This is a genomic window from Xanthomonas sp. DAR 35659 (genome assembly GCF_041242975.1).
Classification (GTDB): Bacteria; Pseudomonadota; Gammaproteobacteria; order Xanthomonadales; family Xanthomonadaceae; genus Xanthomonas_A; species Xanthomonas_A medicagonis.
This window is the reverse complement of the sequence record NZ_CP162488.1, coordinates 644110-655748: the sequence shown is the minus strand read 5'-3', so window position 1 is coordinate 655748 and position 11639 is coordinate 644110. Positions and strand designations below refer to the sequence as shown.

The window sequence follows — 11639 nt, the reverse complement described above, 5'->3', positions numbered from 1 at the left end:
AGCAAACCCGGCGTGGACGGCAAGCATGCAGCGGCCAAGGCGGGGCGGCGATCACGTGCATGACCGCGGCGAACACGGATCGCCACCTGCGCATGCGGCAACCACACCATGCCCCGGGCGATGCGCGCATCGCCCGGTGCTGCATCACTCCAGCGGAGGCGGCACCGCGTCACCCACGCGGCGCGCGCCGGCGTGCGGCGTGGCCATCGAATCGCGGGTGTTCTTCTGCACCGCGACCGCGCCGAACAGGCTCAGCGCGAACGCCATCGCGTAGAAGCCCTTCTCGCTGAGCAGCAAGGTGGCGTTGAACAGGCCGACCGCCAACAGCACCAGCGCCGCGATCACCGAGAACCAGCAGATGGCGTAGTACAGGCCGGTGACGGGAATGCCTTCCACGCGGTCGCGCACGCTCTTCTGCAGCGAGACCGCGGCGAACAGGCCGAACAGCAGGATCGTGAAGTAGTAGCCCTTTTCGTTCAGCAGCATCTCGGCATTCCACAGGCCGATCAGGAAGGCGCCCGTGCCCAGCAACAATCCAGCCCAGGAGGCGGCAATGAACGCAGCGGACGTCTTGTGCGCAGCTTGCATGAGGAAATCCTTTCGATGAGAGAAGACGCGAGACCAACGCGTGCACCGGCGTGCGCCACAGCGCATCCATGCATCGCAACCTGAATGCATAAGGTAGAGCAAAGTAGGGAGCGGCGCATCAGGGCCGGCGCGGCGGCACGCCGGATACCGCCCGCTGCCGGACGCCGGCCCGGTCGGCGCGCATGCGAATTGATGTGGCATGCGGCGCTGCTCCCGGCCTCTCCGGCGGCCTCATTACCGCCGGTAGCGGCGCGCTACCGTGGTGTCGCACACCGAGACCCGCACATGGGTCCTGGCAGAGCGCCGACACGGACACGAGCGTCGATGTCCAAGCGCGACGCGCCTCACCTCGACTGCCGACGGACACCTGGCGTTCTCCGGGGCTAGCGGCAGCCCCGTTTCGCCATCGGCACGTGCGACTCAGCCGGCCAGCAGCTCGAAGCTGATCGGCTCGCCGCTGGCCGAGGACGCGCACACCCACAGGTCGAACAGCCCGGGCTCGGCCTCGCAGCGGCCATCGCGGCCGCTGAAGGCCAGCGCGCGGCGGTCCAGGGTGAACACCACGTCCACGCCCTGCCCCGGCTCCAGCCGCACCTTGCGGAAACCCTTCAGTTCGCGCACCGGGCGCACCCGGCTGGCGACGCGGTCGTGCACGTACAGCTGCACCACTTCCTCGCCGGCGCGCTCGCCGACGTTGTCGATGCGGGTGGTCACGGTCAGCGTGTCGTTCCAGCCCAACTGGCTGCGATCGAGCTGCGGCGCGCCGTAGGCGAAGCGGGTGTAGCTCAGGCCATGGCCGAACGGATACAGCGGCGCGTTCGGGATCTCGCGCCAGCGCGCCTTGAACTCGCTCATCGTCGGCAGTTCCGGCCGGCCGGTGCGCGCGTGGTTGTAGAAGTACGGCTGCTGGCCCGGATCGAGCGGGAAGCTGACCGGCAGCCGCGCCGACGGGTTGTAGTCGCCGAACAGCACGTCGGCCACCGCCGGGCCGGTCTGCGTGCCCAGGTACCAGGTCACCGCGATCGCCGCGGCGTCGCGCACCGCGCCCTGCAGCGCCAACGCGCGGCCGTTGCGCAGCAGCACCACCAGCGGCGTGCCGGTGGCGGCGACCGCCTCGGCCAGCGCCTGCTGCGCCGGCGGCAGCACGATCTGCGTGCGCGACTGCGCCTCGCCGCTGTAACGCTGCGGCTCGCCCAGCGCCAGCACCGCCACGTCGGCGGCGCGCGCCGCGGCGACGGCGGCCTCGATGCCGCCGTCCAGCGGCGCTTCCAGTCCGCAGCCCGGCACCACGGTCAACGCATCGGCGTCCTCCAGCGCCGCGCGCACGCCCGCTTCCAGGGTCACGTAGCGGCTCTTGTCGCCGAACAGCGTCCAGCACCCCTCGATGTTCTCGCGGTCCTGCGCGAACGGGCCGATCAGCGCGATTCTTTGGCCACGCTTGCGCAGCGGCAGCACGTCGCCGTCGTTCTTCAACAGCACGATCGAGCGCCGCGCCGCGTCGCGCGACAGCGCATCGTGCGCGGCGATGTGCGACTGGTCGGCCTCGCGCTGCGGGTCCAGCGAGCGGTACGGGTCGTCGAACAGCCCGATCGTTTCCTTCAGTTCCAGCACCCGACGCACCGACGCATCCAGCAGCGCCATCGGCACTTCGCCATCCTCCACCAGCGACGGCAGGTGCGCGGCGTAGAAGCCGCTCTGCATGCTCATGTCCATGCCGGCCAGGAACGCCTTCTTGGTCGCGTCGCGCTCGTCGGCGGCGTAGCCGTGCGCGATCAGTTCCATGTCGGCGGTGTAGTCGGAGATCACCACGCCGGGAAACTTCCATTCGCCGCGCAGGATCTCGGTCAGCAGTTCGTGGTTGGCGCTGGCCGGCACGCCGTTGATGTCGTTGAAGGAGGTCATCACGCCCAGCGCGCCGGCGCCGAAGGCGGCCTGGAACGGCGGCAGGTGCACGTCGCGCAGGGTCTGCGGAGAAATGTCGACGCTGGCGTATTCCATGCCCGCGGCCACCGCGCCGTAGGCGGCAAAGTGCTTGGGCGTGGCCAGCAGCGCGTCGTCGGCGCGCAGGTCCGGGCCGTGGAAGCCGCGCACGCGCGCGGCGGCGAAGGCGCAGCCCAGCACCACGTCCTCGCCGGCGCCCTCGGCGCCGCGGCCCCAGCGCTGGTCGCGGGCGATGTCCACCGCCGGCGCGTAGGTCCAGTGGAGGCCTGCGGCGGTGGCCTCGATCGCGGTGGCGCGCGCGGTGCGCTCGGCCAGCTCCGGTTCGAAGCTGGCGGCCTCGCCCAGCGGGATCGGGAACACCGTGCGCATGCCGTGGATCACGTCGGCGGCCAGGATCACCGGGATGCCCAGCCGGCTCTCCTCCACCGCCACCTGCTGGATACGCCGCCCCAGTTCCGTGCCCACGCCGTTGAACAGCGAGCCGACCCGGCCGGCGCGCACCTGTTGCAGCACCTCGTCTGCATTGCGGACGTTGGCTTCCGGATTCACGTCGGGCGCGAACGGGCGCACCATGTCGGCGAAAACGCCGAGCTGGCCGACCTTCTCTTCGACGGTCATGCGGGCGATGAGCGATTCGATACGATCCGAAGCCATGGGGTCCTTTGAGAAAACGTTTACATAGCCGCCAATTCTAGCTCTCCGGCCTGGCGAAAGCGCAAATTTCCAAAGCGGAACCGCCTATTCAGCAAACTGTCTACCGCCGCCGCGGCGCCTGCGCGCGGCGCCACCATACGCTCCCGAATCCCTCTGCTCCAGCGGTTTGCGGCGCTTGCGCGCCCGCCGCTGCGGCGACCCCAACCGCCGACGCTCCGGCCGGGCGTCGCCACCCGGAAGCATCCGTGTCCAGATGCTGTCTGTAGGCCCGACTGCGTCTCACTCGCCCTGCGACGCGTCGCCGCCGCGCTCACGAACTGAAGTAGGCCTCGGCGATCGCCATATGCAGATGGCCCAGATGGGTCTGGATCTCATCCATGAACTCGGCCGGATTGTGCCGCGCCAGATAGGCCGGGTCGGCGTTGCGCACCAGCCCGTTGATCCGCATCAGCGCGCGCTCCACCGCCGGCCGCGGCGGCATGGTCGGCAGGATGTGCTGGGCGCGGCTCAGGCAGAAATGCACGCTGCGCGGGAAATCGTGGTTCTGCAGCAGGAAGCGCAGCGCATGTTCGCCGGTGACGCGCTGGCGCACGTGGCGCCGGTACATCTGGTAGGCCGCCAGCGAGCGCAGCACGCTCATCCACTGCATGTTCTGGTACGCCTCCAGATCGTCGGCCTGGCGCGGCGTGATCAGGCCCGAGGCGCCGGCATCGATGATGCGCGTGGTCATGTCGGCCTGCTCGATCGCCGTGCCCAGGCGGAGGAACTGGAAGCCGATATCGCGGCTGACGTTGGCGGTCAGCAGCCCGGACACCTTGAGGCAGGCGTCGGTGACGTGGGTCAGGAACTCCATCCGGTAGCGGCGGCCGACGCTGCGCTCGCCGTTGGCGTCGATGTGCAGGTGCAGGTCGTTGACTGCCTCCCACACCTCCTGCGGCAGCGTGTCGCGGATGCTGCGCAACAACTCGCGCGCCTGCCGGGCGGAACTGCGCAGCGAGGACGGGTTGCGCTCGTCCAGCAGCAGGAAGCGCACCACGTCGGCATCGCCGACGTCGTCGCCGGCGTTCGGGAACCACAGGTTGAACACCTCGCCAGCGCCGACCGTGTCGATCATCGGCCGCCAGGCGAAACGCACCGAGCGCGGCAGGTCCAGTTGCAGCAGGCTGCCCACCCCGACCAGCCGCGCGGTGGTCTCGGCGCGGCGCACATAACGGCTGAACCAGTAGAGGTTGTCGGCGACGCGCGAGAGCATCAGTCCGCCTCCTCGTCCAGGTCCACCACCCAGGTGTCCTTGGCGCCGCCGCCCTGCGAAGAATTGACCACCAGCGAGCCTTCCTCCATCGCCACCCGGGTCAGGCCGCCGGTGGTGACGTAGACGTCCTCGCGCGAGAGGATGAACGGACGCAGGTCCAGATGCCGCGCCGATGGACCGGCCTCGGTCACGATCGGCGCAGTGGACAGGCCCAGCGTCGGCTGCGCCATGTAGTTGCGCGGATCGGCCTGGATCAGCCGGCGGAACTCGTCGCGCTGGCGCTTGGTCGAACGCGGCCCGATCAGCATGCCGTAGCCGCCGGATTCGTTGGCCGGCTTCACCACCAGCTCGTCGAGGTGCTCCAGCACGTACTGCCGGTCCTTGTCATCGTGGCACAGGTAGCTGGGCACGTTGGGCAGGATCGGCTCCTCGTCCAGGTAGTAGCGGATCATCTTCGGCACGTAGGCGAACACCACCTTGTCGTCGGCCACGCCGGCGCCGGGCGCGTTGGCCAGCGCCACCTTGCCGGCGCGCCAGCTGCGGATCAGCCCGGGCACGCCCAGCACCGAATCGGGGTGGAACACTTCCGGATCGATGAACAGATCGTCGATCCGGCGATAGATCACGTCGACCCGGCGCGGCCCGTAGATCGTGCGCATGTAGGTGCAGTCGTCGTCGGCGACGAACAGGTCGTCGCCCTCGACCAGCTCGATGCCCATCGCCTGCGCCAGGTAGGCGTGCTCGAAATACGCGCTGTTGAAGATGCCCGGGGTCAGCAGCGCGATCACCGGCTGGTCGCCCGGACGCGGCGACAGCGCGGCCAGGGTGTCGTAGAGCTGCGACGGATATTCGTCCACCGGCAGGATCGCGCTGGTCTCGAACAGTTCCGGGAACACGCGCTTGGCGACCATCCGGTTTTCCAGCATGTACGACACGCCGCTGGGAATGCGCAGATTGTCCTCCAGCGCGTACAGGGTGCCGTAGGCGTCGCGCACCAGGTCCGAGCCGCAGATGTGCGCCCACACCCCCAGCACCGGGGCGATGCCCACGCACTGCGGACGGAAATTCACCGAATGCTCCAGCAGCATCGCCGGGAACACCTTGTCCTTGATGATCCGCTGCGCGCCGTAGACGTCGCCGATGAACAGATTGAGCGCGCGCATGCGCTGCTTCAGCCCGGCCTCGGTGCGCTGCCATTCGCGCAGCGGGATCACCCGCGGAATCAGGTCGAACGGCAGCGTGCGGTCGACGTTGCGGCCGTCGGAATAGACGGTGAAGGTGATGCCCATGACCCGCGCGGCGACATCGGCGGCCAGCTGGCGTTCGGACAGTTCGCGGCCGCTGAGGCTGGACAGGTACTCGATGACGCGGCGGGCGGCGGGACGCGGCTGACCATCGGCCTGGATCAGCTCGTCGTAAGTGGCCGTGCGGTACTTGCTCCAGTCCATCGCGCCCCGTCGGTGTACGCCAGCGGGCACGCATGGCCCGATGCTGCGTTGCACAGCAACATGCACGGAACCGGAATGAGCGTCAAGCGGCGTCGCGCGGCGCGGCGCGGGCGGCGCTCAGCCGGCGTCGCGGCTGCGCTCGATGATCACGCCCACCGCCTGCGCCCCGCGCACCGCGCCGGGCTTGCTCAGCTTCAGGCGCAGCCAGCGCACGTCGAACTCGGCCAGCACCGCCGCCGCGCAGCGTTCGGCCAGCGTCTCCACCAGGCCATGGCCGGACTGCTCGACCAGCTCCACCAGGCGCTTGCTGACCGCCTTGTAGTTGAGCGTATCGGCGATGTCGTCGCTGGCGGCGGGCTTGCGGTTGTCGAAGCCCATTTCCAGATCGAAGCGCAGCGTCTGCCGGATGCGCCGCTCCCAATCGTAGATGCCGATCAGCGCGTCGATCTCTAGACCTTCGATGAAGACTTTATCCATGGGGAGCTGGGAATCGGGAATGGGGATTGGGGAATGGTAAGAGCAAAGGCAAAAGCACGGGCCGCGCGGGCCGCTTTTACGATGCCCCATTCCCTATTCCCCATTCCCCCGCTGCCGCCATGTCCATGGGGCTGGGAACGGGGAGTCGGAAACAGGGAATGGTAAGAGCAAAGGCAAAAGCCGACGGAGCCGCCGAACCGCTTTTACGATTCCCGATTCCCCACTCCCGATTCCCGCGCTGCCGCCACCGGCGGCAGCGAAGCCATGTCCCAGCGCGGCGTCACCCGCACCGCCGCGTCGCCGTGCTGGCCGGCCTGCAGGCGCAGGGCGCCGGCGAAGGCGATCATCGCGCCGTTGTCGGTGCACAGCGCCGGGCGCGGGAAGCAGGCGCGGCCGCCGCGCGCCTGCGCCATCGCCTGCAGCTTGGCGCGCAGGCGCAGATTGGCGCCGACGCCGCCGGCCACCACGATGGTGTCGCAGCCGGCGGCCTGCAGCGCGCGCTCGCACTTGATCGCCAGCGTGTCCACCACCGCGTCCTCGAAGCCGCGGGCGATGTCGGCGCGGGTTTCCTCGCTCTGGTCGCTGCCGCGCCAGGCCAGCAGCACCTGGGTCTTGAGCCCGGAGAAACTGAAATCCAGCCCGGGGCGGTCGGTCATCGGCCGCGCGAAACGGAACCGCCCCGGCGTGCCCTGCGCGGCCAGCGCGGCCAACTGCGGCCCGCCCGGATACGGCAGACCCATCAGCTTGGCGGTCTTGTCGAAGGCCTCGCCGGCGGCATCGTCCAGGGTCTCGCCGAGCAGGCGGTACTGCCCGATCGCGTCCACCGCGATCAACTGGGTATGCCCGCCGGACACCAGCAGCGCCACGAACGGCGGCGCCGGCACGCCATGCACCGGATCCGGATCCTCCATCAGCGGCGCCAGCAGGTGTCCTTCCATGTGGTGCACGCCGATCGCCGGCAGCTCCAGCGCCCAGGCCAGCGCGCGGGCCACGCCGGCGCCGACGAGCAAGGCGCCGACCAGGCCCGGGCCGGCGGTGTAGGCCACCCCGTCCAGTTCGCGCACGTCCAGCCCGGCGTCGGCCAGGGTCTGGCGGATCAGCGGCAGCAGCTTGCGCACGTGGTCGCGGCTGGCCAGCTCCGGCACCACCCCGCCGTACTCGGCGTGCAGCGCGATCTGGCTGTACAGCCCGTGCGCGCGCAGCGCGGCCGCGCCGGACAAGGCGGTGTCGTAGACGGCGACGCCGGTTTCGTCGCAACTGGATTCGATGCCGAGGACTTTCATGGCCGCCATTGTGGGGCCGAATCGGCGGCAGGCAAACGCCCCGCTTGCAGCCGGGAAATCAGTCGCTATAATGTGCGGCTCGCCGGGCGTGACCCGGTCACCACTGTGTCCCGGAGATTCCATGCCCAGCGTCAAAGTCCGCGAGAACGAGCCCTTCGAGTTTGCGCTCCGTCGCTTCAAGCGCACCTGCGAAAAGGCCGGCGTGCTGGCCGAAACCCGCAAGCGCGAGTTCTACGAAAAGCCGACCCAGGAACGCAAGCGCAAGGCCGCTGCCGCGGTGAAGCGCCAGCTGCGTCGCACCTCGCGCGACGTCACCAAGCGCCAGCGTCTGTACTGAGGATCGCGGTTTGCGGTAGCGGAATGTGCCGGTTTCGGCATCCGCTACGGTAAGCCCACGAAGCCGGCACGCGCAAGCGTCGCCGGCTTTTTGTGTGTCCCGGAATCGGCGGAAACCCGCCGTGCTGCCGGCCATCCCGCCTGAAACGCGGCCACCGCGACACCTGCCGGGCTGCGTCACCGCCCTGCCGCGGCGGCAAGACGACCGCCGCGCCTAGAATGCCCCCTCTCTTTTTCTTCCCCTGGAGCCCCTCATGACCCTCAAGCAGCAGCTCACCGACGACATGAAGGCCGCGATGAAGTCCGGCGACAAGCACAGCCTGGGCGTGATCCGGCTGATCAACGCCGCGATCAAGCAGAAGGAAGTGGACGAGCGCGTGGAGATGGACGACGCCGCGGTGATCGCGGTGATGGACAAGATGGTCAAGCAGCGCAAGGACTCGGTGACCCAGTACGAGGCCGCCGAGCGCGAGGATCTGGCCGCGGTCGAGCGCGAGGAGATCGTGGTGATCGAACGCTACCTGCCGAGCAAGATGGGCGACGCCGAGATCGTCGCCGCGATCCAGGCGGCGATCGCGCAGACCGGCGCCAGCGGCCCGGCCGACATGGGCAAGCTGATGGGCGTGCTCAAGCCGATGCTGGCCGGCAAGGCCGACATGGGCCAGGTCTCGGTGCTGGTCAAGCAGCACCTGGCCGGCTGATCCCGGCGCCGGGCTTCACCCGGCTTTCGGCCGCCGGCTGCTACAACGCCGGCGACCCCGCGACTTTTCCGCGCAGCGCGGGGCCGGCATCGCGATGCCGCGCTCGCCGTAGGCCCTGCCGCTCCCATGTCCCTGCCACTGTCGCCGACCCGTCTGCAAAAACATCTCGACCGCCTGCAGCAGAGCCTGCCGGCGGCGCTGGTGCGGCGCTTCGTCGAGATCGACGTGATGACCCAGTCTGCCTCGCTGTCGTTCTACGCGCTGCTGTCGCTGGCGCCGCTGCTGGTGTTGCTGCTGTGGCTGACCGCCTCGCTGTACCCGCAGGCGCAGCAGGCCTTCATCGAACAGATCGGGCAGTTGGCCGGGCACGGCGCGCGCGAAGTGGCGCAGACCGTCCTCAACAACGCCAGGAACCAGCCCAGTATCGGTTCGCTGGCCGGGCTGTGGAGCACCCTGCTGCTGTTCATCGGCGCCACCGCCGTGTTCGCGCAGTTGCAGAACGCGCTGAACCTGATCTTCCGCACCGACAAGCAGCGCCTGGAAGGCATCATGGCCTGGCTGAAGAAGCGCGTGTTCTCCTTCGGCGTGGTGCTGGGGCTGGGCTTCCTGCTGCTGATCTCGATGATCCTGACCACCGTGGTGCAGGTGCTGTTCGCGCGCATGCCGTCGCTGCTGCCCGCGGTGGGCTACGTCTCGACCCTGGCGATCTACGTGCTGGCCTTCGCCGTGCTCTACCACTACCTGCCGGACCGGCGCGTGGAATGGCGCCAGGCGGTGATCGGCGGCGCCATCACCGCCTGCCTGTTCGTGGCCGGCCGCTACGCGATCGGCCTGTACATCGCCACCGCGGCGCCGGGCAGCGCCTACGGCTCGATGGGCGCGCTGGTGATCCTGTTGGTGTGGATCTACTACGCCACCGTGGTGTTCTTCGTCGGCGCGCTGATCACCGCGGTGATCGACGAGCGCCTGCGCTCGCGGCGCACGCTGGCCGCCGCCGGCATCGACGCCAGCGCGATCACGGCGATTCCGCCGCAACTGTAGCCGCGCGACGCTGCATTTCGCGGCGCGGAGCGTGGCCCGGGCGTGGGCGCATGGCATCCTATCGCCCATGGCCCGTATCCCCGACGCATTCATCGACGATCTGCTCGCCCGCACCGACATCGTCGAGGTGGTCGGCACGCGTGTGCCGCTGAAGCGCCAGGGTAAGGAGTACGCGGCGCGCTGCCCGTTCCACGACGAGCGCTCGGCCTCGTTCACCGTCTCGCCGACCAAGCAGTTCTACCACTGCTTCGGCTGCGGCGCGCACGGCACCGCGATCAGCTTCCTGATGAACTACGACCGCCTCGAATTCCTCGACGCGGTCGACGAACTGGCCAAGCGCGCCGGCATGGAGATCCCGCGCGACGCCCAGCAGCGCGGCGCCGCGCAGGCCGCCGGCGACGACCACCGCGACCTGTACTCGGCGCTGGACGCGGCGGCCAAGTTCTTCCAGCGCCAACTCGACGGCAGCGACAAGGCCCGCGCCTACCTGGACGGCCGCGGCGTGGACGCGGAAAACCGCGCGCGCTTCCAGATCGGCTACGCGCCGGACGGCTACAGCGCATTGAAGGACGCGTTGGGCACCGACGAGCGCCGCCACAAGCTGCTCGACCGCGCCGGGCTGTTCTCCAAGAACGACCGCGGCCACGTCTACGACAAGTTCCGCGACCGGGTGATGTTCCCGATCTTCGACCGCCGCGGCCGGGTGATCGCCTTCGGCGGCCGGGTCATGGACAAGGACGACGGCCCCAAGTACCTCAACTCGCCGGAAACCGCGCTGTTCCACAAGGGCCGCGAACTGTACGGCCTGTGGCAGGTGCGCCAGGCCAACCAGAAGATCGAGCGGCTGATCGTGGTCGAGGGCTACATGGACGTGGTCTCGCTGTTCCAGTTCGGCGTCACCCAGGCGGTGGCGACGCTGGGCACCGCGACCACGCCCGACCATGCCGAACTGCTGTTCCGCAACGCGCCGGACGTGTTCTTCTGCTTCGACGGCGACGCCGCCGGCCGCCGCGCCGGCTGGAAGGCGCTGGAATCGGTGCTGCCGCGAATGAAGGACGGGCGCCAGGCGTTCTTCCTGTTCCTGCCCGACGGCGAGGACCCGGACAGCATCGTGCGCAAGGAAGGCGCCGCCGCGTTCGATGCGCGGCTGAGCCAGGCCACGCCGCTGTCGCAGTTCTTCTTCGACGAACTCGCGCGCGAGGTCAACCTCGGCACGCTCGACGGCAAAGCACGCCTGGCCGAACGCGCGCGACCGATGCTGGCGCAGATCCCCGACGGCGCCTTCGGCGACCTGATGCGTCAGCGCCTGGCCGAACTCACCGGCATCGGCGGGCCCGCGCCCACCGCCGCGCAGCCGGTCAAGCCGCCGCCGCGCGCGGTGCCACGGCCGACGCACAAGCGCAGCCTGGTACGCGAGGCGATCGTGCGCCTGCTGCAGGCGCCGAGCCTGGCCCTGGACCTGCCGCCCCCCTACCCGTTCGCCGGCCTGCGCCTGCCCGGCATCGAGTTGATGATCGAACTGCTGGAGATCGTGCACACGCGCCCGGAAATCACCACCGGCGCGCTGCTGGAGCACTTCCACGAGCGCGAGGAACTGGCCGCGCTGCAGAAGCTGGCGGTGCAGGAGATCGCCGGCGAGACCGCGAGCTGGCGCCAGGAGCTGCACGACGTGGTGGTGCAACTGGAGCGGCAGACGCTGCAGCAGCGGCTGGAGGAACTGCTGGCCAAGCAGCGCGCGCAAGGCTTGGACGAGACCGACAAGTACGAATTGCGCGAATTGTTGAAGGCGCGCGCGTCGCTGCACTGAAGGCGGACGACGCACAGCGGTCCGCCATCGACACCGGCGTTGGCGCGGGCCCGGCCCGCGCTGTCGATCGCGGCGGGCGGCGGCATGCGCGCCCTCGTCGCGCGCCGCTCC

At 69.5% G+C, this 11639-nt stretch carries 10 protein-coding genes; 4 read left to right on the top strand and 6 right to left on the bottom strand.

Annotated features, from left to right (window positions below; translation table 11 throughout):
- Positions 1-144 precede the first annotated feature (144 nt).
- From yiaA to tsaD, 6 genes are all read right to left on the bottom strand, one after another.
- On the bottom strand, positions 145-588 hold the full coding sequence (yiaA, locus tag AB3X07_RS02915; RefSeq protein ID WP_369942586.1) for an inner membrane protein YiaA: 444 nt from the start codon (positions 586-588) through the stop codon (positions 145-147).
- A 420-nt stretch (positions 589-1008) separates the two neighbouring features.
- Positions 1009-3183, bottom strand: coding sequence for a glycoside hydrolase family 3 N-terminal domain-containing protein (locus AB3X07_RS02910; RefSeq protein ID WP_369942584.1), 2175 nt, complete (start codon positions 3181-3183; stop codon positions 1009-1011).
- A gap of 310 nt (positions 3184-3493) precedes the next feature.
- Complete coding sequence (locus AB3X07_RS02905) at positions 3494-4435, bottom strand: alpha-E domain-containing protein (RefSeq protein ID WP_369942582.1); 942 nt, start codon at positions 4433-4435, stop codon at positions 3494-3496.
- Positions 4435-5883 carry a circularly permuted type 2 ATP-grasp protein gene (locus tag AB3X07_RS02900; RefSeq protein ID WP_369942580.1) on the bottom strand — a complete coding sequence of 483 codons (1449 nt, stop codon included), beginning with the start codon at positions 5881-5883 and terminating at the stop codon, positions 4435-4437. Before AB3X07_RS02900 ends, AB3X07_RS02905 begins: the two co-directional genes overlap by 1 nt.
- Before the next feature lie 117 nt (positions 5884-6000).
- Positions 6001-6360: a dihydroneopterin aldolase gene (gene folB / locus AB3X07_RS02895; protein WP_369942578.1), complete on the bottom strand. Its 360-nt coding sequence runs from the start codon at positions 6358-6360 to the stop codon at positions 6001-6003.
- 203 nt (positions 6361-6563) lie between these two features.
- Positions 6564-7643: a tRNA (adenosine(37)-N6)-threonylcarbamoyltransferase complex transferase subunit TsaD gene (tsaD, locus tag AB3X07_RS02890; RefSeq protein ID WP_369942576.1), complete on the bottom strand. Its 1080-nt coding sequence runs from the start codon at positions 7641-7643 to the stop codon at positions 6564-6566.
- 121 nt (positions 7644-7764) lie between these two features.
- Here tsaD and rpsU point away from each other — a divergent pair, with 121 nt between their 5' ends.
- The 4 genes from rpsU (at position 7765) to dnaG (ending at position 11528) form a co-directional block, all read left to right on the top strand.
- Positions 7765-7980: a 30S ribosomal protein S21 gene (gene rpsU / locus AB3X07_RS02885; protein WP_003465342.1), complete on the top strand. Its 216-nt coding sequence runs from the start codon at positions 7765-7767 to the stop codon at positions 7978-7980.
- Between the two features lie 253 nt (positions 7981-8233).
- Positions 8234-8680 (top strand): GatB/YqeY domain-containing protein, encoded by a 447-nt coding sequence (locus tag AB3X07_RS02880; protein ID WP_369942574.1) that lies wholly within the window; start codon positions 8234-8236, stop codon positions 8678-8680.
- A gap of 126 nt (positions 8681-8806) precedes the next feature.
- Positions 8807-9721, top strand: a complete 915-nt coding sequence (locus tag AB3X07_RS02875; RefSeq protein WP_369942572.1) for a YihY/virulence factor BrkB family protein — start codon at positions 8807-8809, stop codon at positions 9719-9721.
- A gap of 67 nt (positions 9722-9788) precedes the next feature.
- On the top strand, positions 9789-11528 hold the full coding sequence (gene dnaG / locus AB3X07_RS02870; protein ID WP_369942570.1) for a DNA primase: 1740 nt from the start codon (positions 9789-9791) through the stop codon (positions 11526-11528).
- Positions 11529-11639 lie beyond the last annotated feature (111 nt).

Coding starts and splice junctions, on each gene's coding strand:
- yiaA (WP_369942586.1), bottom strand. CDS start 588: ATGCAAGCTGCGCACAAGACGTCCGCTGCGTTCATTGCCGCCTCCTGG.
- AB3X07_RS02910 (WP_369942584.1), bottom strand. CDS start 3,183: ATGGCTTCGGATCGTATCGAATCGCTCATCGCCCGCATGACCGTCGAA.
- AB3X07_RS02905 (WP_369942582.1), bottom strand. CDS start 4,435: ATGCTCTCGCGCGTCGCCGACAACCTCTACTGGTTCAGCCGTTATGTG.
- AB3X07_RS02900 (WP_369942580.1), bottom strand. CDS start 5,883: ATGGACTGGAGCAAGTACCGCACGGCCACTTACGACGAGCTGATCCAG.
- folB (WP_369942578.1), bottom strand. CDS start 6,360: ATGGATAAAGTCTTCATCGAAGGTCTAGAGATCGACGCGCTGATCGGC.
- tsaD (WP_369942576.1), bottom strand. CDS start 7,643: ATGAAAGTCCTCGGCATCGAATCCAGTTGCGACGAAACCGGCGTCGCC.
- rpsU (WP_003465342.1), top strand. CDS start 7,765: ATGCCCAGCGTCAAAGTCCGCGAGAACGAGCCCTTCGAGTTTGCGCTC.
- AB3X07_RS02880 (WP_369942574.1), top strand. CDS start 8,234: ATGACCCTCAAGCAGCAGCTCACCGACGACATGAAGGCCGCGATGAAG.
- AB3X07_RS02875 (WP_369942572.1), top strand. CDS start 8,807: ATGTCCCTGCCACTGTCGCCGACCCGTCTGCAAAAACATCTCGACCGC.
- dnaG (WP_369942570.1), top strand. CDS start 9,789: ATGGCCCGTATCCCCGACGCATTCATCGACGATCTGCTCGCCCGCACC.